This window comes from Anabaena sp. CCY 9910 (assembly GCF_963920875.1).
Classification (GTDB): Bacteria; Cyanobacteriota; Cyanobacteriia; order Cyanobacteriales; family Nostocaceae; genus Trichormus; species Trichormus variabilis.
Map to the genome: position 1 here is coordinate 68719 of NZ_CAWUDJ010000023.1, position 20663 is coordinate 89381.

Annotated in this window: 14 protein-coding genes and 1 tRNA gene; 4 read left to right on the plus strand and 11 right to left on the minus strand. The window is 39.5% G+C overall.

Annotation, left to right across the window (positions count from 1 at the left end; all coding sequences use genetic code 11):
- Positions 1-5: 5 nt before the first annotated feature.
- The 5 genes from ACM5QX_RS17485 to cas3 form a co-directional block, all read right to left on the minus strand.
- On the minus strand, positions 6-617 hold the full coding sequence (locus tag ACM5QX_RS17485) for a 2OG-Fe(II) oxygenase (RefSeq protein ID WP_414754683.1): 612 nt from the start codon (positions 615-617) through the stop codon (positions 6-8).
- 95 nt (positions 618-712) lie between these two features.
- A complete protein-coding gene (gene cas5d, locus ACM5QX_RS17490; RefSeq protein WP_414754684.1) occupies positions 713-1378 on the minus strand; it encodes a type I-D CRISPR-associated protein Cas5/Csc1 in 666 nt (221 codons plus the stop codon).
- 3 nt (positions 1379-1381) lie between these two features.
- Positions 1382-2434: a type I-D CRISPR-associated protein Cas7/Csc2 gene (cas7d, locus tag ACM5QX_RS17495; RefSeq protein WP_414754685.1), complete on the minus strand. Its 1053-nt coding sequence runs from the start codon at positions 2432-2434 to the stop codon at positions 1382-1384.
- Positions 2434-5424: a type I-D CRISPR-associated protein Cas10d/Csc3 gene (gene cas10d / locus ACM5QX_RS17500; RefSeq protein WP_414754686.1), complete on the minus strand. Its 2991-nt coding sequence runs from the start codon at positions 5422-5424 to the stop codon at positions 2434-2436. Before cas10d ends, cas7d begins: the two co-directional genes overlap by 1 nt.
- Positions 5425-5427: 3 nt before the next feature.
- Positions 5428-7422, minus strand: a complete 1995-nt coding sequence (cas3, locus tag ACM5QX_RS17505) for a type I-D CRISPR-associated helicase Cas3' (RefSeq protein WP_414754687.1) — start codon at positions 7420-7422, stop codon at positions 5428-5430.
- Positions 7423-7804: 382 nt separating this feature from the next.
- On the opposite strand from cas3, the gene ACM5QX_RS17510 reads away from it, so the two are divergent.
- Positions 7805-8671 (plus strand): WYL domain-containing protein, encoded by an 867-nt coding sequence (locus tag ACM5QX_RS17510; RefSeq protein ID WP_414754689.1) that lies wholly within the window; start codon positions 7805-7807, stop codon positions 8669-8671.
- 71 nt (positions 8672-8742) lie between these two features.
- Here ACM5QX_RS17510 and ACM5QX_RS17515 read toward each other — a convergent pair whose 3' ends face one another.
- Positions 8743-9861, minus strand: a complete 1119-nt coding sequence (locus tag ACM5QX_RS17515; protein WP_414754690.1) for an ABC transporter permease — start codon at positions 9859-9861, stop codon at positions 8743-8745.
- 73 nt (positions 9862-9934) lie between these two features.
- A complete protein-coding gene (locus ACM5QX_RS17520; RefSeq protein WP_010995724.1) occupies positions 9935-10810 on the minus strand; it encodes an Npun_R2479 family HD domain-containing metalloprotein in 876 nt (291 codons plus the stop codon).
- A gap of 743 nt (positions 10811-11553) precedes the next feature.
- Between ACM5QX_RS17520 and ACM5QX_RS17525 the strand changes: the two genes are divergently transcribed.
- Positions 11554-11625 (plus strand) — tRNA-Gly (locus tag ACM5QX_RS17525).
- A 1326-nt stretch (positions 11626-12951) separates the two neighbouring features.
- Here ACM5QX_RS17525 and cas12k read toward each other — a convergent pair.
- A complete protein-coding gene (gene cas12k, locus ACM5QX_RS17530) occupies positions 12952-14859 on the minus strand; it encodes a type V CRISPR-associated protein Cas12k (RefSeq protein ID WP_414754691.1) in 1908 nt (635 codons plus the stop codon).
- A 158-nt stretch (positions 14860-15017) separates the two neighbouring features.
- Between cas12k and ACM5QX_RS17535 the strand changes: the two genes are divergently transcribed.
- Positions 15018-15173, plus strand: coding sequence for a hypothetical protein (locus ACM5QX_RS17535; RefSeq protein ID WP_414754692.1), 156 nt, complete (start codon positions 15018-15020; stop codon positions 15171-15173).
- A gap of 95 nt (positions 15174-15268) precedes the next feature.
- Here the strand turns inward: ACM5QX_RS17535 and ACM5QX_RS17540 are convergent, their stop codons facing one another.
- From ACM5QX_RS17540 to ACM5QX_RS17550, 3 genes are all read right to left on the minus strand, one after another.
- Complete coding sequence (locus tag ACM5QX_RS17540) at positions 15269-17119, minus strand: DUF262 domain-containing protein (protein WP_414754693.1); 1851 nt, start codon at positions 17117-17119, stop codon at positions 15269-15271.
- A gap of 142 nt (positions 17120-17261) precedes the next feature.
- Positions 17262-17576: a hypothetical protein gene (locus tag ACM5QX_RS17545; RefSeq protein WP_414754694.1), complete on the minus strand. Its 315-nt coding sequence runs from the start codon at positions 17574-17576 to the stop codon at positions 17262-17264.
- A 157-nt stretch (positions 17577-17733) separates the two neighbouring features.
- Positions 17734-18051, minus strand: coding sequence for a hypothetical protein (locus ACM5QX_RS17550; protein ID WP_414754695.1), 318 nt, complete (start codon positions 18049-18051; stop codon positions 17734-17736).
- Between the two features lie 212 nt (positions 18052-18263).
- Here ACM5QX_RS17550 and hsdR point away from each other — a divergent pair, with 212 nt between their 5' ends.
- Positions 18264-20657, plus strand: a complete 2394-nt coding sequence (hsdR, locus tag ACM5QX_RS17555; protein WP_414754696.1) for an EcoAI/FtnUII family type I restriction enzme subunit R — start codon at positions 18264-18266, stop codon at positions 20655-20657.
- Positions 20658-20663: the final 6 nt, after the last annotated feature.

The following is a 20663-nucleotide window of genomic DNA, read 5'->3' on the forward strand; positions in this document are numbered from 1 at the left end:
TAAGCTTACTTACGTTTTTTAGTGGTAGGTTGAGCAACTCTAGATTCAATGGTAAATTCTGGGATATCTGCGAGTTCTTCCTCACTTAAACTATACTGTTCACAAACTAAACTCAAACGATTTCCTGGCGTTTTCACAGCGTTAACAGAGTGGGTTAAATCACCTTGAAAGTAAAGTAAAGTGTTCATTTGTGGTTTAATTTGCCCTAGTTGACGTTTGTGGGATTTGAGTACCAGTTCTCCCCCGTCCATATTTTCCGGTACACGCACATATAGGACACTGACAAACATAGGCGGTTCTATGGTTTTGCAGTAAGAACGCAGAGAACGATCTATATGTGGATCAACGCGGGAACCTTCTTTGAGGAGTAAAGGGTTGAGGTAAAAAGCATTACAATTAGCATGGAGAGCCAAATCCAGGTAGGGTTTGAAGTAGGGAAACTTTTGCTCTACTGTGGAGATATGCGATCGCCTGAACACCACAGAAAAGCCTTTTGTACCCACAAAATCGCGGTTAAGGTTGTTGACTGCAAAGTAAGGACAAGCGTGGATTTCTCCCCACAGGTTGTTCAGGTAGTCGCCAGGGAAGGCGTTTGCTTGCTGTTGATAGTGTTTCACAGGTGTAGGAGAATGGGAGGGGCGATCGTTAAATTAGCGTATCTCAAATTTTACCCCTCTTCCTCTCTGCGCCTGGTGCGTGATCAAAAATCAAACTAACCACGAAAACGATATTCCATACAAGCCGGAATCTTCAAATTCTTCACATCATCAAAATAGTAATATTGCCCTCGCATCTGCACATTTTGAATTAAACTAACTGGAGGCATATTTACCACATCGTAGCTAATCACTTGATTAGTAAACATCACATCCAAAGGATTTAGAGGATGAGTGCAAGTAAATACACCTTCAGTATTTTTAGGTTTTGCTAACTGTTCAACTGTCACCTCAGCCTTACTCATCCACTTACCCAAACGAATCCACTTTGGTAATTTAAGTTCTTTTTGGGAGATGACAAAAAACTCAAATTCACTCTCTGGTGCTAACTCTCTAATACGTCCAAAAGTTGGGATATTTTTGCTAATCTTATCCATTTTGACATGATAAGAGAGATTAGCAAATTTATAGGTGTGAGTCACATAAGCAGCTTCTAAAGGACGTGCAGGCGTAATATAAATACCTTCCTGATTGAGAGGTTCTAAATCTCTTTCATAATGGGGTATATGCTCTGCATCGTAATAGCTGCTTTTTGCTAAACCAAGAGCGTAAGTAAGAGCATAATTATGTAAATATTGCTCTGTTACATAAAGTCTACCTAGTTCACGAGTAGCAAAATACAGTGGGTCTTGCAATGTCAGGAGAAGACGATAAACTTGCATACATTATGAGTCCTCCCCTTCATCTGTCTTATTTCTATTCCTTCTACTTCTGCTGCTGTTAGTATTTTCTGATTTTTCTTCTTTCAGAACACCTGCTACTTTTGCATAGTTTAGAGTTTCTTCTGTCAATGAATTCATCCATTGTTGGAAACTAGCCTCATCTGCAAGAATAGACTGAGCTTCATTTTGAAGAGATACAAGAGCTTCTTTTGCAATTAACTCATAAAAAACTCCGTCTTCATGAATTAACTCATTCACAGCCTGCTCGGTAGCTTCTTTAAGAGCATCCAGTCCGTAAGGAGGTAAAATATCTCCGAGAATGTCGTAAATTTTTTGAGTTAAGCGCAGATTGCTGAAAATTTCACCATCAGCAAATATTATTGCTACAACCTTATTTCGCATTTGTCCAGTGCGTGTAGTCTGTGCGCCGTAACGTTTGGTACGGTACAAATTATTCAACACATATAAAAAAGTATTTGGTGTTGGGTCACGTAATGTAACTACGCTGGGAAAAGGAACTTCAGGTAACACATGATCTTGTTCACTAAAACGATTAGTGGTGTCTGTTCCTTGTGTCATTGTCCCATCTTCATAGGGTGCGTTAAGGGTAAAAGTTCCGTGAGATTCTTCATATTTAGGAACAGCGTAAGCTGAATCTATAAAAACTTTGGATTTCTCAGAACCAGAATTATCTGCACCACCTTTACCTACTGCATAACCGTAAATAACACAGTCAGGACATACTCCACAAGGATTTTCATTGTAAGCGCAATCCTTTTTATATTGGCTTTTGATCTGGTCGTAGATTTCATAACGTCGTAATAATTCACGTCCTGTTAAACGTTCAGGAGTGGTTTGCTTACGTTTAAACAAAACTAAACGACTAATTACTTGTGGAGTATTGATTCCGGCTCTAACTCTGGCTATATTTAGTTCTCCATCAGTTTTAAATACTGCATAAGAGTCAGTTTCTCGCAGAATTATAAAGTGAGCATATTTAGCTCCTGGAATGCGAGGAATAGAATCCTGAAAATGTTTCTTATATTTTTCAAACATTAATTTGACTCCTTATTTTCTGATTTTTGCGCTTTTTCTTCAGGCTTTTTGATGTACTGTTTGATATACCAAGCCTCCGCCGCATGACGAATAAGATTGATATTTTGTCTTAGAAGTGATCTTTCAGACCTACAATAGTTATTAAATACTTCTTTGACAAAATATTTAGCAAACTCTTCAATAACAGCTTGACGCAGGTTTTTATCCTTCACCACATCCGATGGTATATAACCTTCATTATTGTTATTTAGTACACCATCTACTAAAGAAAATAAGTAACCTTCTATCATTAATTGAAGGTCATCTTCAGCCGTATTAGGCTGACTTTCTAAAATAACTCTTGCAGCTATGTTCAAAGGTCTAAGTCTTGTGTACGCTGAGGAATTTTTACCTGAAGCTCGATAAAACTGGGCATATTTATTTACTAATTCTTCAATCATTTTCATAGGGCTAGGACATTGGTAGTAATCAATTAACAGTTGGTAATAATTTAGCAATTTTGCAGCAACAATAATTGATGGCTCATTAAGTTGATTTGTTTTCTTTTTACGCTCCTCCTTTTTAATATTTTCAAGTATGCGATCTGCGTAATGAAACACATACAAAGGGCTAGTATCTAAAGATTGAGAAACATTATTTAAAGCATTCCATACAGGAAAGCTTCTACTATCACGGTATGCTTGGGATGTCAGAGCATAGACAGCAAAAGCCGCAGGAATAGCAGTTAACAACTCATCAAGGCGGAAACTAGATTTTCCGATGCTGTGTTGCCAGTATGTATGTACACCATCCAAAACCGCAGTTTCTTTAAAATCTGCTCCTGAGTCGTATGGTGGAAGAGTTGAGCGACTTGCAACTACTTTAACCCCAAAGGTTAAAGGTGCAATTAGCGTTAATAGTGCAGGTATATGCCATACTTCTGTATCAGTTGGTTTTTTAAATAATGCTGGAACTCCTAAGAGATAATAGCCGTGCATCTGTCCTTCTAGATATTCTGTTTTTTCAAGCCGCCGTTTCTCATTTTCCTTAGAATCACTGCCTACTCTAAAAACATCTGCACGAGGAATATATTTTGGATCATAATTATGTTTAGCTAATTCTTTATCTAAATCAGAAAATACATTTTGAGCAAAGCTTTGATAGGCTCGATTCATTATAAGAGCCGTTTCTGGAGTGAAGTAGTAATCTGGATAAAGATGCAGATAAACAACATCATCATCTGCTTCTAAACTCCGGCGTAAAGAGTAACTACGAAGCAGTTTTTCTGCTTGGCAAACTGCACAAATACCACGTAAAGATTCTTTGGAAAGGCTAGTCACTCGCTTGTTAGTATAACTAGAAAATTCCTCTCGTACATCAAAGGCACTATTACAAACAGCACATATTGGTTCACGTTTACGATTGGCTTTATTACGATGGTAACGATTTAACTCTTTTTCAAAATCATGATGTTTATCACTATCGCTGATATCTAATATTTGAGAAATATAAGCATCGAGAAAAGCAAACGCTGTTAACTGTTCTGGTTTACCCCATTCTGCGATTACTTGGCGGGTAGCTTTCATCATTACATTTTCAAGTTCGGCATCATTTAAGTTGCCATTTTTACCAATATAATGTCCAGCTAAAAAATACCAACCATGAGGTACACCACCAAGAGCAGGTATGCGCTGTAAAGTTTCTAAATATTCATTCATATCCAAAGCATTAAGTAAAGCTTGGATAGCCTTTTCTTCACTTACTTCATAGTATTCATTAAGAATGTCTACTAATCCTCTAACTCCTTCTGCTAATCTATCTACCTGTAAACTAGCTGGATAATTCCAATCTAAATCTATTAATTCAGGAAGTAATCTGATTTTTTCTCTCCTCTCGCCAGTCACAGGGGTTCGTTTGTCACCAATTATATTAAAAACCTGACGGATAAGAGTTTCTGCTGCAAGTTCAACATCAGCTACTTCTTTCATATCTGGTTTACAACTGATAATACCTTTCGGTTGACGATAAATTAAACTACCCAAACCCTTAGCAGCAGTTCTTAAGATATGCGATCGCACTATTTCAGCTAGATTAGATAAATCTGGTTTTTTACTATCCTTTGGTGCAAAATATGTAACTCCATCAGGGAAGAATAAAAAAGCTATCCATCCAACTTTCCTTGCTTTCTGTAATACTGCATTGTGAATTGTTTGAGTTAATAATCCTCGGTTCTCTATAGTACGATGATGACGAATAACATATTTATTCTTTAACCTGCGTTGTACAATCGCCCGAATATTTTCTTGATATAAACTATCTGGACGATGAGCTATAGAAGCTACTAAGTCCGCAAAGCGAACAAACTCAGCTAAGTCCATCAAATGCTCAGGAGGTAATTGTATATCTTGGAAGTTAGCCAGAGTTAAATTTGCGCCTCTAGCATCTTCCGCATTTTGGGCAAGAAAGGCTATATCTTGCCAATATTCACTACTAATAAATTTCCATAGTCCTAAAGTTTCAGCCCAAATATTGAAATAATGATGGTATTTATTCCATTCTTTACCATCCATCCGCACGTTACCTAATTGTGTAAGTACAATTTTATTGAGGTCGTGCAGAGTAACAGATGCTAAATATAATCGTTGTTCTAACTCATCTAAATTTGCTAATTTAACTAGAGTCCAACCACCAACTGCTGCATTTAAGAGGTGTATAGCTAAACTTTGGTCTTTATGTTCAACCAATTTACTAATAATTTTTTCTTTTTTCTCTGTTTTGGCATTAACAGCTAACTTTTCAGCAGCCTCTAAACTCATACCTTTTGCTGGCTTGAGGCTGAAGTAATCAAGAATATTAGGAAATACCTTGTCTATCCAATCTCGCAAAACTTTATCTTCAGCATTATTCAAAGTATCCAATGCTAGAACTACTAAAGGAGGTTCTTTTTCAGGTATAACTGGTTTTCCATAACTATCGCTATCAGGTAGTAACCAATCAAAATCATCTGTCATTTTTTACTCTTCTGCTATAAATATTTCATTTGTTTTTTGCCAATAAAGAAGACTATCCAAAAGTAGTGCATCTAATCCAAAAGCCACAGGATACTCTTTTCGGCTCAAATCTACTACTTTGTGTAATTCAAATAAGGCAGGTAATCTATAAATACGACGCAATCCTTTAATATCGTATTTACTAGGGTCTGCAACGCAAGTTGTAAGGGGTAAATATTCAAGTTGTTCATTTATTTTCTTAATTTCTCTATGCCGACTCTGTATAAAAAATCCTTTTCTTTCTTGTGCTATATTGAGAAACAACCTGTCCAAATAATCGGTAAAAGTTACGTCTACGAGTTCATAGCTACTTAAATATTGTGTAATTCGTGCATATAATCCCAAATTATTTTTATAAAAGGGTTCATTTAAATTTCGACTAATTTCTTGAGCTTCATCTTCTGAAATAAGCTCAAAATCTGTTCCTGCAAGTAAACGTAATAAATTAATACTCCTGACTGCATTTGTATCTGGATCATTAATCCATATATCTAACTGTCCTGCACCTCGAAAAGTCTCCAAATCCTTAATAATAATTTTGTGTTCTTTAAGTTCGTTCAGGCGACACCATTTGGGAGTTGCACCAACAAGCCGTGTAGCTTCCTGAGAATAACGCTCAATCAGAGTTTGATATTGATTCTTTTGCTGATTAAGCAAACCAAACCTAATTGTAGAAAGGACACAACCCCAACGGTTTAAATATCGGTCAAATTTTTGAGGCTGTTGATAGACTTTTTCTCTAACATTTGCAAAAAAACTTTCTCTGTCTGCTTCGGTTTCATTACTATAAAGCTCAGAAAACTTATCTTTTACCCAATCTGGAACTAAAGCTATTGCTTGATAATTGGTAAATCCGTCATGTCTTCCTAGTCGGCCTAAACGCTGAATAAATGTACCAGCATCTAAAGATTCATAGATTAAAAAATTTATGGCAAAGTCTACACCTACGTCAACTGTAGAAGTTGCAATAATCAATTGTTTATTCATTGCATCTTCTCTAATTTTTGCACCAGTGAGACCTGTATTTTCTCCTATGCTTAAGCCCAAATTAGCATTCTCTAAAGCTCTGATTATTCGCTTGGCAGCAAATACACTGTTAGCAATGATAAGTCCTTTAGATTTAGGATATTGAGAAAAGAATTGCTGGATGTATTCTAAATTTTCAAAAACCCAATTTTCGATTCCCCCATTGCTTTGCTCAGAACTGACCAAATCTAACTTAACTTCGTGTAGAATTCTACGATGAGTATCACTTTGTTTTAAATCATGATCATACTCACCTTTAATAACTTTGGTCGTAATCCCTGCTTTGTCAAGAACTCTTAATAAAATATTATCTGGTGTCGCAGAAAGAAAAAGAAATTTTGCTGCAAAACGCTCTCCTAAACTTGCTCTGTTAAATGCAAGACCATCCAAGACATTAGCAATTTGTGGTGCGCTAAAAATATGGAATTCGTCAAATACGATGTAACGATAATAAGTTAGCCAATATTCAGCTATTTGGGCTATATTACCAAATCTACGATTATAGTAAAAGCGGTGAATTAAAGTAAAGATATCAGGATTGGTTGCAATTAAGTTATTACCTTCGGCTACATTTTTCAATGTCTCAATTTTGTTAAAACCATCAGCACTCATATAGGAAGCTAATTTAGCTCCTGTAAGTTCACCTATTTGTAAGTCAAGATTAAATTCATTTTTCCATTTTTCTATTTGTTTACCCTGGTCGCGTATAAGCTCATTGGTAGGATAATTGAATAAAGCTTTTCCTAACCCACGTTCATTAAAAGCCGGAATAAGAGCAGCTAAAGTTTTCCCGTCACCAGTTAAAGCAGTGTCAAATACAACTTGATAATTTTTTATGGACTCCCAAACTTCTTGTTGATGAGTCACAAGTTGAATGTGAGAAACTGAAAGTTGAGAATATTTTGACCATGTGGAAAGCAGTTTTATTTTCATAAATTACTTAATAAACACCATTAAATTTCTGCCACCATTGGTGGCAGTTATTATATCTGACTTTTAGTGTGGTCTGAAAACGTACAGACAGTAAGGGTTTTTAACCCTAGCATATTCTCAACAATCTAGATTTAATGAGAATAAATGATAAAAAACTAGGGGATTTTGGGATAGGGACATAGTGAACAATCACATCCCCAAAAAGATAACGGGAAAACTCAGATTTTTAGTCCAGTCAATTTCTCGCACCAACGGTGCGAGTTTTTCCTAGTTCTGGGACATAAACTTAAATAGTGTCCGTAACTGGTTGTTAAAAACTATAATGGCACGCAGAATAGAAGTTGACAAGAGATTATAAGTATAAAGTGTACGGACATTTTTAATGAGTCGCAAAGGTCAGTCCATAACGCTATCGGTATCAGAACGGGATAAAGCCGAGTTAGAAAACTTAGCTTTGGAATTTGGTATGATGTGGGGCGATCGCCCGAATATCTCCAAGTTAATAGAAGCGATCGCTCGTCATCATTTAACTATTGGTAAAAATCATGACTGGTCAGAATCGCGTATCCGTGCGCTTGACCGGGCGATGCGAGTGCTAGCAGACATTGGGCAAAATGAGCAAGCGCAGATAATTGCAAAATTATTACTTGAACGTAGTGAACTACCAATACCTCTACGTACCGACATCGAAAATTTTTTAGGAAACCTACCCCCGCAGTGGCGTTTAGAAATAGACCGTTACATCTTACGCCAGCAGCCGTTTCAACTGAGTTATCAAGATGCTAGACATCACGTCTGGAATTTCACTGTCCGTTACGCTGAAGTTAACCTTCATGAAAAGCGTCAATATCTTGATTGCTGGTCTGAAGAAACTGAGGGTAACTTGGAGGTGGCAGAATTACAGCACAATTGGAGTTTGCGTTTAGATAGAATACAAGATGCTGCTGTTTTACCTGTTACTGGTGAATGGCGTTCGGGGTTAGCAGAGATAGACGTAGAAATACATTTATTAGGTAATTTAGGCTTTGCTTATCAAGCCAAACCAGAAGATATTGTCAATGAATGGCTACCAGATACAAAACGAGTGCGGCGAGTTGTCAGGCGTGTTTCTAGTACCTTTTGGTTTATTCGAGAAATTATGCAATATACCCCTGATTGTGTGATTGTAGCGCCAGAGAATGTGCGCGATCGCCTCAAACAAAAACTCCTCACCCTCTGTCAGTTGTATGACATCGAAACCAGGAGTTAAAAAAGCTAGGTTTTTATCAATCTGCGATCGCCTTTTACCCAGGACAATAACCTGGGTAAAGTCTTGGGTTGCTAGCGGCGTAAACTCCGAGGATCAAGGGCATCTCTTAACCCATCACCGAGTAAATTAAAAGCTAAAACTGTCAAAATAATTAACACGGCTGGCGGCCAAATTAGCCAAGGTTGCAGCACTAATATGGAAGCATTGCTAGCTAGAGATAGCATATTACCCCAAGATGGGTCTGGTTGTTGAATACCTAAACCGATGAGACTGAGTATTGCTTCTGAACCGATAAAGCTAGGAACCGCCAAAGTAGCAGAGATAATTACATAAGTAGCAGTTTGCGGCAGAACATGACGCAGAATAATATATATTGGCTTACCACCCATAGCCCTGGCAGCTTGGACAAATTCTCGTTCTTTGATTGACAGCACTTGTCCACGAATTACCCTGGCTAACCCAGCCCAGCTAATTACAGAGGTGATCAAAACTATGAGTAAAAATCGCTGACTGCTAGTTAAACCAGCCGGCAAAACTGCCCCCAAGGTAACCAACAGATAAATACTGGGGAAAGTCATCAGCACTTCTGCAACCCGCATAATAATGCTATCCGTCCAACCGCCAAAATAGCCGGAAATTCCCCCTATTAGCAAACCGAGAGGAAAAGTAATTATCACCCCAATAATGCCGATAAACATACTAATACGTCCACCATGTAGGAGGCGGCTGAATTGGTCGCGGCCTTGTTCGTCCGTACCTAAGATGTTGAGTTTTGCCCCATTATCTGCACCGAATAAATGCCAATTTAAAGGGATACCAGGGATAATTGTGGTTTCTTCCCACTTGGGAGGCAGGGGTAGACTTAGCTGTAACAGTCGATATTCTGGCCCAGAAACAAAGAAACGCACAGGTGAGGGCTTTTTATCGTCTACAATGAGTTGGCGATCGCCTGTTTCTAAATCTGTATTGCCTTGTGTTGTGGGATAGACATGGGGGCCGATAAACTTACCTGATGTTTTTGAAACCCAATAAATCTTAGTTGGCGGTAATAGCGAACCATTCGGTTGAGAAGTGTAAGGGTCGTACGGAGCGATAAAATCAGCCGCAATCACCGCCAAATAAAATATTAAAAGTAAAATTGCCCCAAATTGTGCTAAAGGATTTTTCTGGAGTCTTTGCCACCAATTCATAATTTATTTGCCTTTTGTCTGGTGTCAGTGGTCAGGGGTCGGTTTTCAATGACCAATGACCAATGACTATCATCTAAGCATGGAGTTGTTCAACTAGGTAGAGATGTTCCTCTTGAGTTCTTTCATGTTCCACTACAAACACATTCGAGTAAAGATTAGCCATAATTTGTTTACCTTGTTGTGTCAGAGATAGATAGCGTAAACCATCTTTAATATAAGGATGAACACCATTCCAGTAAAACTTGGCATAGTTTTTGCGTAAATCGGCTGGCGTTTCGTAGCCTAAAACTTTATTGATGCCAGTTTCTTCAAATTCATAGAATAAAGATGTAATTTTTTTCAAATAACGCGGGTCGCTTAATTGCCCAATCAAATCAGCAGCGCGCACTAATCCCGCAAAATTAGTTGTTTCTTGATGGTCTTCTGCTGTGGGTACAGGAAAACGAGTCCATTCAATATTGCTTTTAATTACCTCAGCATCTATCAGTTTATGGCCGCCAAAACGCTCATCAATAAATAGTTTAGCTCTATCGACATGATAAGGTGTCAGACTAGCATCAGAAGCTCCAGGTAACAGAGAAATCATTCTGCCATTATCACCAGTAGCATATAATCCTGCGTGTTCTTGGTCTTGTCGGCAGACTCCTTTAACATAGCCGATATCATGACACACCAAAGAAATAATAAAGTGTAACCAGTCTTCGCTAGAAACGCCACCTTCGCGGATGTGTTTACCACGCAAAATTTCTTGTCCTACAAGAGTAACTAATACTGAATGTTCGACATTGTGATAAAGCGCATCACTATTAGCGATGTTTTCCAAAGCCATGCTACCAGCCCAAGCGATGATGTCTTGGTAATCATTCTTTAAACAACCATAAGTCCGAGTGTAACCTTCTCGAATTTGGTTCACAAAAGCATCAATTAAAATTTCTGTAGCGTTGAACATATTAGTTACTCAAGTTGGATAGCAATTCCCGCTTTTTTGTTGACAAAAATACATAATCAGGAAATACCCGATTAGAACTGAAGATAATTCAGATTCATCCTTTTTAACTCAGGTATTACTGTGTGTGCTAGCTAAATTTATGTTTTCGCCGGAAAATACATTAAGCAGTTAAGCTAATGCGCGTCTAAATTGCATAACTACTAATAAGGACTGTTAACTGTTGACCGTTGACAGTCAAAAGCCCTCACGACGGATTGTGCAACTTAAAAGCAAAATAGCTTATCACTATCTATGTTCCGCATCTTTTCACTGTATGACAGTGATCTGAATACAGTAACATTGTGACGCAAGTATGAACCATGATCTGTGGTAGGAAGAATGTCATCTCTTTCTTCCCTGGGAGACCCTGCACTTTTTGTATAAGAGATTGTGCCAACAGATGATGGGGATGCAGATATTATCTACACTACAAAAATAGGCGTTGCTGATTAGTGGGATGATTTTTATCAGGCTACGCCCCACTAACGCTAACACGCATACTGTAAGCAGAACCCGCAGGGTAGACGCATTTGCTCAAAGCGTTCCCGTTCACGTCTCCGTACCCTACAGGAAGCAAGCTACGCGCAGCGTCTCCGACAGGAGAAGGAGAAGGGTAGAATCAATATTCTGCTTTGTACAAAAGCCTCAGTTCATACCGCATTTATGCAACGCCCAAAAATAGTGTTATAATTCTACCTGTTAATGCGGGCGTAATTCAGTGGTAGAATGTCACCTTCCCAAGGTGAACGTCGTGGGTTCGAGTCCCATCGCCCGCTGTACATTCGCACATTATATGTCGCAATTCGCAAATTGATGTCGTTCTTCGCAAATTAATGTCGCTTCGGCTATTTTTTAGAATCAATTTAATTAGGCTATGTTTTCGCAAATTAATGTCGTTGTTAACAGATTAGTCTTGTCGAATTAGTTTACACCACTGCTAACAAATTAATGCCATCTTAAAATTATGGATTAATTGACGTAGCAAGTACCATATTAAACTCACGCACCAATATTTTCTACACCAAATCTCAAGGGGCAAATTTTATAATTGCCCCTACCTCATAATGAAGTAACTAATCACGGAAAGTAAATGGTGTATATCGTCTTCACAAGGAAATACCATACCTATTTATTGCAACCTTCCATTAGTCAGCATGACTTTTGAAATTTCAGTGTTGGGAAGGTGACATTCCTTTCAACCCTCTTAAACGAATTTTAGATGGGATAGTTGTTGAAACTTTTTCGATTTCTGGGATAAACCTACTTTAAGTTATTTCAAACTACCCATAACCGGGATGATTGTTGAAACAGTTATATGCCAAACCTATGCTCAGATCAGATAATGACGTTCTTTCAACGCACCCCTAGCTGGAATGGTCGTTGAAACTTTTGCTGCACCCAGTTGTCAAGTTGTCGCTTTGGCTTTCAACCCACCCCTAGCTGGAATGGTCGTTGAAACCTAACTGCACCCATTGCCACAGTTGGCATTTTCCAGCCTTTCAACCCACCCCTAGCTGGAATGGTCGTTGAAACCTTCCCTCAGCTTCACCCCTTCCGCTACGATAGTCGCCTTTCAACCCACCCCTAGCTGGAATGGTCGTTGAAACTATTCCCGCCTAGACCCTTGTTAAATAAGCTTTTCAGATGTCTAATTGACAAGTCTGTTAAAAAGCTACTTCTGCTAAAAAGCAAAAAATTAAATTAATTTACGTATTAATTTCTTGATTCAATACAAAACAAGGGTTTTTAGAGTTTGGCAAGTCCCCAGAGTTTTTGCCCCCGCTTTGATTTGCCAAAAAAATATTTGGGAGGGTTCCCCCGACGAAGGGGGTGATTCAGTAGCCACCACTGTGGTAATCCACACCGTTATAAATAACAGCTACGGCTAAAAGCCTTACTCCTTATTGCTGGGAGCGCACCTGTCCCATCTATAGAATTCTACAGATGGCAGCATCAGAAGCGGGAAGCTACCAGGGTCAGAAAGCATGACGGTTTTCCAACCGCCAAACTAACCCAGATTTATCACAATACATTGGCTCGAAAGAGCATGAACTGCGGCGCTGTTATACAAATATTATATTTTCAAGGTTCGGATTAGTGAATTAAATTAAAGCGGCTTGACGTTCTTGATATGCGAAGACGGCTAAATCTCGCGCTTTTTCTTGTGGACTCCCTCTAATTGGCTGTGTACCAATTTCAGTGGAAATTCCTGCTTTTGCAGCTTGGGATTTAATACTCTCAATTAATCGGCCGTAACTCCAGCGATGAATACTCATGCGGTATTCTTTGGCGTATTTTTGTTGAACTTCCTTGTAACCTGGACATTTCTTCTCTGCTCTAGATTGAATTTCACTACTGATTTGCTCACGCATATCGCCCAGTTTTGGGATAACTATACTGCCTGCTTGATAGGTTTTGGCGAGCGCTACAATCGCATCCGCCAATAATCTATCCACGTATTGCCCTAACTCTGATTCACCAAAGGAGTTGGGCGCATTTCGTTTCTGAGCTTTGTGGCGTTCGTGAGATAGGCGTTGCTGTTGTTGTCTCTGGCGGTTGAGGAGGTTGTAGTTTTTGCCAAGTAGTTGTTTGACAGTACGATAAGCTAGAACTTCATTTTTAACAACATCAATTACAGCTAGTGTTACTGGCTTTTCTAGACCAAAACTAACACCAACTAGGATTGAGGGTTGTCCTTGATAATTAGGCTTGCTGGGACGAGGGAAAGGGTTATTAATTCTATCTATCGTGGATTGCTGACGAGTGACAAAAGCTTGTTGTTTATCGTTGAGGCCATCTTTCTGTTTTGCTTGATTTAACGTTTCGGTAATTTTTGTGGTTTTCTCATTAACTACCTGTTGAGTGCCTTCAATAGTCCACATCCGAGTATCTAAAGCACAGTAAAGATGAAGTGGATTTACTTTCCAAGGTTCACCTTTTTCTTCTCCTGGCGACCAAGCGAGCCTTGCTGAACGCAAAGTAAACAAACTGCTTGAGTATTGGTTTTTACTATTGCGTTTAATTTCTTGATCTTCTAGGAAGCGTTTAAAATAGTGCAAATGACGCTTATCGCAGTAAATCTCAAAGGTTAGCTTTCCCAAACCATTGAATCGAACAAAGAGACGACCTTTGTCATTTTTAAACCATGTCATATCTTCGTTAGATTCGTAAGCCACAGGAAAGGGGACATCAGCAGATTTTCTTAATAGTGCTGCTTGCCAAGCTTTTGCCTCATTTTCATTTTGAGGTACATTAGCTGTAGCAATTTCTAAAGTTTTTAACCACTCTTCCCCTGTTAAATCTCTACCTTTAGGTATGCGGCTTTGGAGTTGGTCTTTTAATCGCTCAATTTCAATTTCCTTTTTGCGTTTATTTCTATTAAATTCTTCTGGGTCTTCTTCACGTTCACTAATTTGACAGTTATTTTTTAGTAGATATGCGATCGCACAACGAGTAAGAGTCTCTTGTGTTTCTCCGTAAGTGTTTAAAAGAATTTGAAAAAGTGAAGATTTTTGTAAATTTGCAGATTTTTTAGCTTTTTTGCTCTTTCTAGGGTTTTTATTCTGGTCGGACTGGGGGGTAAATTGGGTAAGAATTTCGTTGGCTTTAGTACGAATTACGTTTAAGCTACATTGGCTTTCTTGTTCGAGTTGTAGATCACTTTTGAGGATTGTCAGCCAACGTTCTTTACCTTCTATTTGCCGCTTTCTTCGTTTTTGTAAAGCAAACCAGGATTTATATACATAATCTACTAGAGCGATCGCACTTGTGTAAAAGCGTCCAGGTTGACCAGCAAAACGCTCTTGAGTTTTGAGGGAGTTAACAAGTGTTTTGAGTAATTCAGTAGATATTCTGCCTTTTTCTAGCCAACTTTCAAACTCTGGGTGTTTTCCTACCTGTGCCAATAATTCATTGATGAGTGGTGTATTTTTACCAGCCATCAGTTCCCACAGTGTGCAGAGGATTTCTTCTTCAGCAACCATGCGACATTGAATTGTAATAACGCTCATGGTGTCCTCGGCTTTGCAGATTCAATAAAACTGACAGGTTTTTTATTGTTTTTATTCTTCTATTATAGCGCAATAGCGTAACAGCGTAATGACGCAAATGTGTTTTTCCTGAGAGGCTGTGCAAAAATGAAAGCCGCAAGCTTTGGCTCCAAATTAGGATGGCAGAAGAAACTAGAGAAGTTCGGGGGAGAGTCCCTAAAGACATAAAAATCGCGTTTGAAATCGCCTGTGCGCGTCTGGAGTTGACGCAGACTGCGGCCTTGGAGGAAGCGATTAGAGATTGGTTGCAAAAGAAAGAATCCTCAGAAAAATAACAGTAGGAGAATTGAGGAATGTGTTGGCTATGAGTTATGTCTGGGTTACAAACTCCACTATTGAGTAAAGTCAGAGATTAGGATGCTGACCGTGCTTAATAATTCGGGTTAATTTCGGGATGAAGCTTATACTCTCGGCTATTCCCGTTATGATGCTCCCCAACAAACTCCTGAAACGATTCAAAGCTTAAGCTTTTGCCCATTGCCTTTCCAATTAGCGTCAGCAAATTATTTGCCCGCATCTGGAAAAAGGCTTCAAAGTCATCTCGCCGCAAACTTTTTGGAGATATAGCGTGCGATCGCAATATTTCATCAAGTCTTCTAACTGATGTCCCAGAAAGTTCAAACTCTCCTAAATAAATGGAAGGTGCTTTACTACCAATCTTTTTGTTCGTTTTGGCACTTAAAGGTGTGCGATTAATCAAGCAGTTATACTTTTTGGGGTCAATACCTTTTTTGCGACACCATGCGACAGGGAAGATATGGTGCGAATCTATTTGTTCTTCAAAATAAATCACATCATTGATTTCTTCGCCAGTACACCAATCAATTGCCCCCTCACGTCGTAGTAAAGCCGCTAAACCTTGATAGACTGCACCGTAACGTTTTCTAACGCTAATCAATCTATCAAAAGAAAAATCTGCTTGCACAATGGTAAGCGGCAGTGAGCCACCTACTAACCATTCTGGTACTTCTATCACGTCTCGCCCGGCTCGTGCCTCATACCAGCGTGTATATACTTCACCAAACATTCCACACCATAACCAGCGTTCCAGCATAGAACGTATATGAGAAGAGCGGGAACGCTCTCCTAGAACAGTAAAAATGGTACTGAGGATGACTAATTGAATGGGGTAGGCTAAATCATTTGCATCAAAAATTTTTTGACTATAAAGGAAACGAGCAGATTCTTCAAAACCTTTGGTAATTGGGTCAGCCCATTTCTGGTAATCTTCTTTGCTGAGTTTTAGCACTTCAGCGCGATCGCAAGCAACGCTTGGTAATTTATCCATATTCCAGCCTTGTTTTATAGCTTCTATCCTTTTGGCGTAACCAGCCATCAACGTAACGGCTTGTACAAAATCAGTACTACGTAGCTTACGCAGTACCTTTAAGGATTGGAAGCGATTTTCGCGCTGTTTCCAATCATCTCTCAAACTGAAGTCAGTAGTGCAATAACTAGAACTCATTAAGTCGAAGTAATTAAGGTCACATCCAGCAGTGTTTGTATCTTCAAATACTTGGCAAACGGCTTCTTTTGGAAGGGATTCACGCAGTTGGATCACAGGTATTTGATAATGCTCAAATTTCTTGAGGACTTCTAGTTCTAATGTGTCAATTAGCTCCAGCTTTTGAGGCTCGTACTGCCAATACTTAGAAAATTTACTTCGCCATTCAGAAAAAAAGAAAACTTTGGATAAGGGAAACAATAATGCCTGATATTCTTTTTCAGGAGTGGAACAGTCAATTAAACCACCTGTGAAGATTCGGGCAATTTTTGATTCAGGTAAGGCAATGATTGCGTTACGGCGATCGCATTCTGGTTTGAGGCATTTTTCAATATCCAGGTAGTACCACTTTTTAATAATTTTTTGGCTTTTCTGGTCTTTGATCGTTACAGGTTGCTCAGATAGCAGCACCATAAACAGAGTTGTCAAGCGTTGCTGTCCATCAAGGATTAATAAGCTTGGAGTATATTTTTCTGGTTTTAAGACTCCATCAACTAGGCGGGGTTTGAATTGTCGGCTTTGAATGCTTTGTTGGAGCATCATAACTGCTCCAATTGGGTAAGCCAGAGATATGCTGGCAAGTAAACGACGCACATGGGTATCATCCCAAACCCAATCTCTTTGAAAATCTGGAAGTTGGATGCGTCCAGTTTTAATATCTTTCAGGACATCAAGAAGAAAATACTTAGTGATGTCAAAAGTAGAGATTGAGTTCATTTGGTGTTCTGCCATTTTTGTCATCAAGAAAGATGCGACTGTTCGTCATAGTTAGTACCTATGTACCTCAGCCTAAGATTCTCCTTGTGTTAACAGCAAGGGGTTTTTGGGGCAATTGGTCGTGAGTAGCGATCGCTTTTGCTTATTCTTGAGGAAAGTTTGGAGGTAAAGTCACAATTCCTTGTGCAACAAGCTGTCTAAATTGGTTGATTAGGTCGGCTTGTCGTAATATGCGGGTAACGTATTTAGGTCGTCGGCGAAAGTCAGTCCCCCAGTCCTTAACGGTTTTTGGGCTAGTACCTGTAACTTGGGCGATCGCATTAATGCAGGCTTTGCGATAATTACGTCCTGGTTCTTGACTAACCCAACGGCGACAATACTCCATCGGTTCTAGGGGCAACTGACGGAGCATATCAACTCGATGATTATTCTGATGGGAGTTGCTCCCAGTCTGCATCTTCTGTTTTGGTGAGTCAGATTAAGCAAGCAGAGGTAAGCAGTATTGAAAAGCCACTGAGCTAAACATTTACTCTCAGAAATCCTATGCTTGCTGAACTCAAGTTAAGGAAGATCGGGTCACATTACAAGTATTTCACTCACGAATCACGACTAAATTATTTTTGAGGATAATCAGGAGGTAGGACTATTTTCCTAATTTGGTTAAGCATATCTGCCATGCGTAATATATGCACTACATAGTTAGGTCGCCTCTCAAAGTTTTGTCCCCAATTCCCTATAGTCCTTTCACTTAAGCCTGTTGCTTCAGCTAGAGCTGCAATACAGGCTTTTCTATATCCCCGTTCATCAGAGGACATCTCAACCCAACGTTGGCAATATTCCAAAGGCTCCAAGGGCAAGTCACTGAGTGCATCGATTCTATATTCATTTGTCTGGGGATTATTGTCTATCAGCGTTTTTAGTTTGAAAGACACTTTAACTCACGATTCGTGACTATTGAGGAAATATTATGAGTCATGATGTGCGTAAAAAAATAATGCGATCGCTTTCCATGAAACGACTGATGATGTCAGCGATGATTATCACTGAGAAATATTTATAACTTCCATCTGAGGTAACATTATTTACTTGTGAGTAGACGCAACTAACTGTTAAGTTATAAAAGTAACTGGTAACGTGGCTAGTCATGAGCAATGAAGCTAATACCTGCCGTAAGTATGTTGAACCAAAACTAAGAGATGCGGGTTGGGAGCAAGAACCACACGATTATACTGAGCAGTATTACTTCACTGATGGCAAGATTCGCCCCAAAAACAAGCGTCAGCCTCGCGGTAAACGGAAATTTGCAGATTATTTGCTACTGTATAACGGCGAGTTTCCCTTGGCAGTAGTAGAGGCAAAAAGGAAATATGAAACTCCTGATGAGGGACTGGAACAGGCGATCGCCTATGCTGGAATACTTAACGTGAAGTTTGCTTACTCTACTAATGGACAAGGAATTGTAGAGTTTGACTTCATCACAGGTAAGCAGTCTGATGTGATGGACTCATTCCCCAGTCCTGATGAACTTTGGCAACGGTTAACAGGGGAAGGTAAAGAAAAAATTAGAGAGGACATAGCCGAAAAACTGCTAACTCCCTTTTATCCAACACCAGATAAACCACTGCGTTATTATCAACGGAACGCCATTAATGCAGCACTAGCGGCGATTTTCAAAGGTCAAAAACGCCTACTGCTGACATTGGCGACGGGAACAGGTAAAACTACTGTTGCTTTCCAAGTCGCTTGGAAACTGTCAAGTTTGGAGTGGAATGCTTCTGGTGAATCTCGTTCCCCTAGAATTCTGTTTTTGGCAGATCGGAACATATTGGTAGATGACCCCATGAATAAGGATTTTTCTGCCTTTAGTCAGGAGAAAATTTACAAAATTCAGGGGGAAGCAAAAAAAGGACGTGACCTTTACTTTGCAATTTATCAAGCTATTGGGGATAGAGAAGATAGCTTTGGACTTTACAGGGAATATAGTCCTGATTATTTTGACTTGATTATTATTGATGAGTGCCACCGGGGTAGTGCTAGGGATGAGAGTAACTGGCGACAAATTCTAGAACATTTTGAACCTGCATATCAGTTGGGACTGACAGCGACACCGCTACGGGATGATAACGTTGATACCTATCGCTACTTTGGCAATCCCCTTTACACCTATTCTCTCAAACAAGGGATTGATGATGGTTTCTTAGCTCCCTATCGAGTTTATCGGGTTCTTACCCGTTCTGATCGGGAAGGATGGCGGCCTAGTGCTGGACAAATTGACCGTTATGGAAGAACGATTCCTAATGAAGTTTATCTGACACCGGACTTTGAGCGGAAATTGGTGAGAGAAGCGCGGACAAAGGCGATCGCCCAACACATTACTGATTTTCTCAAAAGCAGCGATCGCTATGCCAAAACTATTGTCTTTTGTGTGGATGAACCGCACGTTAAGGCAATGATCAAGGAATTACGCAACCTCAACAGCGATATCAACAGAACCAATCCTAACTACATCACTCGCATTACCTCTGATGCTGGTGATGTGGGTAAGGGACATCTCTACAACTTTAAAGATGTCTTAAATGAAACTCACGTTATTGCTGTAACTGCTAGGTTACTAACAACAGGGGTAGATGTTCCCACCTGTAAAAATGTTGTGCTTGCCCGTGTTATTCGTTCAATGACAGACTTTAAGCAGATTATTGGACGGGGAACTCGTGTGCGAGAAGAACGGGGTAAGCTGTCTTTTAATATACTGGATTACACCAACAGCACAGTATTGTTTGAGGATAGAGATTTTGACGGAGAACCCGCCCTCATTAATGAATCAGAGATGGATGATCAGGGGGAAATACTCTCTGAACATGAGGAGGAACTGGAATCAGCAGAGTTAGAAGACGAAGCAGAAGATTTGGAAGATGATGACGACAAGTCTGGATTTTGGGGACTCCCAGATGACGATGACGCACCACCTCGGAAATATTACGCCGATGGGGGTAGCGAAGAAATTGTTGAAGAAAGAATTTATGATTTAAACCCAGACAATCAACTGCGCTTGTCTCGATTAATTGACTACACCAGAGAGCAAGTTAGGATTCTTTATCGTTCTACCATAGAAATACAGCAACGCTGGGCAGATCCAGAACAGCGTTCCGAGATTATTGAGTTGTTGGCAGATCGGGGAATTGATTTTGATGAGTTAAAACAAGTTACTAATCTTCCCGAAGCAGACCCTTTTGATTTACTATGTCATATTGCCTTTGATGCTCCAGTGCTGACTTGCAAGCAACGGGCTGAAAGGTTACGACGACGCAAGGCTGATTTTTTTGAGCAGTATGGGGAAGATGCTAGAGCAATTTTAGAAATACTTTTGGACAGGTATGCACAGAAAGGAGTTGATGAATTTAATATCCCAACCACATTTAAGGCTAACCGCGAGTTTGATAAATATGGAAATGTGGCTGAAATTGCTCAAAGGTTCGGTGGAGTGCAAGAACTTAGGAAAGCAGTGAATGAGTTACAAAGCTTACTTTATACTGCATAAAGGATA

Excerpts from the sequence above, each read along its gene's own strand:
- ACM5QX_RS17515 (WP_414754690.1), bottom strand. The coding sequence starts at position 9,861 with ATGAATTGGTGGCAAAGACTCCAGAAAAATCCTTTAGCACAATTTGGG.
- ACM5QX_RS17510 (WP_414754689.1), top strand. The coding sequence starts at position 7,805 with ATGAGTCGCAAAGGTCAGTCCATAACGCTATCGGTATCAGAACGGGAT.
- cas10d (WP_414754686.1), bottom strand. The coding sequence starts at position 5,424 with ATGACAGATGATTTTGATTGGTTACTACCTGATAGCGATAGTTATGGA.
- cas3 (WP_414754687.1), bottom strand. The coding sequence starts at position 7,422 with ATGAAAATAAAACTGCTTTCCACATGGTCAAAATATTCTCAACTTTCA.
- hsdR (WP_414754696.1), top strand. The coding sequence starts at position 18,264 with ATGAGCAATGAAGCTAATACCTGCCGTAAGTATGTTGAACCAAAACTA.
- ACM5QX_RS17535 (WP_414754692.1), top strand. The coding sequence starts at position 15,018 with ATGGCAGAAGAAACTAGAGAAGTTCGGGGGAGAGTCCCTAAAGACATA.
- cas5d (WP_414754684.1), bottom strand. The coding sequence starts at position 1,378 with ATGCAAGTTTATCGTCTTCTCCTGACATTGCAAGACCCACTGTATTTT.
- ACM5QX_RS17540 (WP_414754693.1), bottom strand. The coding sequence starts at position 17,119 with ATGAACTCAATCTCTACTTTTGACATCACTAAGTATTTTCTTCTTGAT.
- cas12k (WP_414754691.1), bottom strand. The coding sequence starts at position 14,859 with ATGAGCGTTATTACAATTCAATGTCGCATGGTTGCTGAAGAAGAAATC.
- ACM5QX_RS17545 (WP_414754694.1), bottom strand. The coding sequence starts at position 17,576 with ATGCAGACTGGGAGCAACTCCCATCAGAATAATCATCGAGTTGATATG.
- ACM5QX_RS17520 (WP_010995724.1), bottom strand. The coding sequence starts at position 10,810 with ATGTTCAACGCTACAGAAATTTTAATTGATGCTTTTGTGAACCAAATT.
- cas7d (WP_414754685.1), bottom strand. The coding sequence starts at position 2,434 with ATGTTTGAAAAATATAAGAAACATTTTCAGGATTCTATTCCTCGCATT.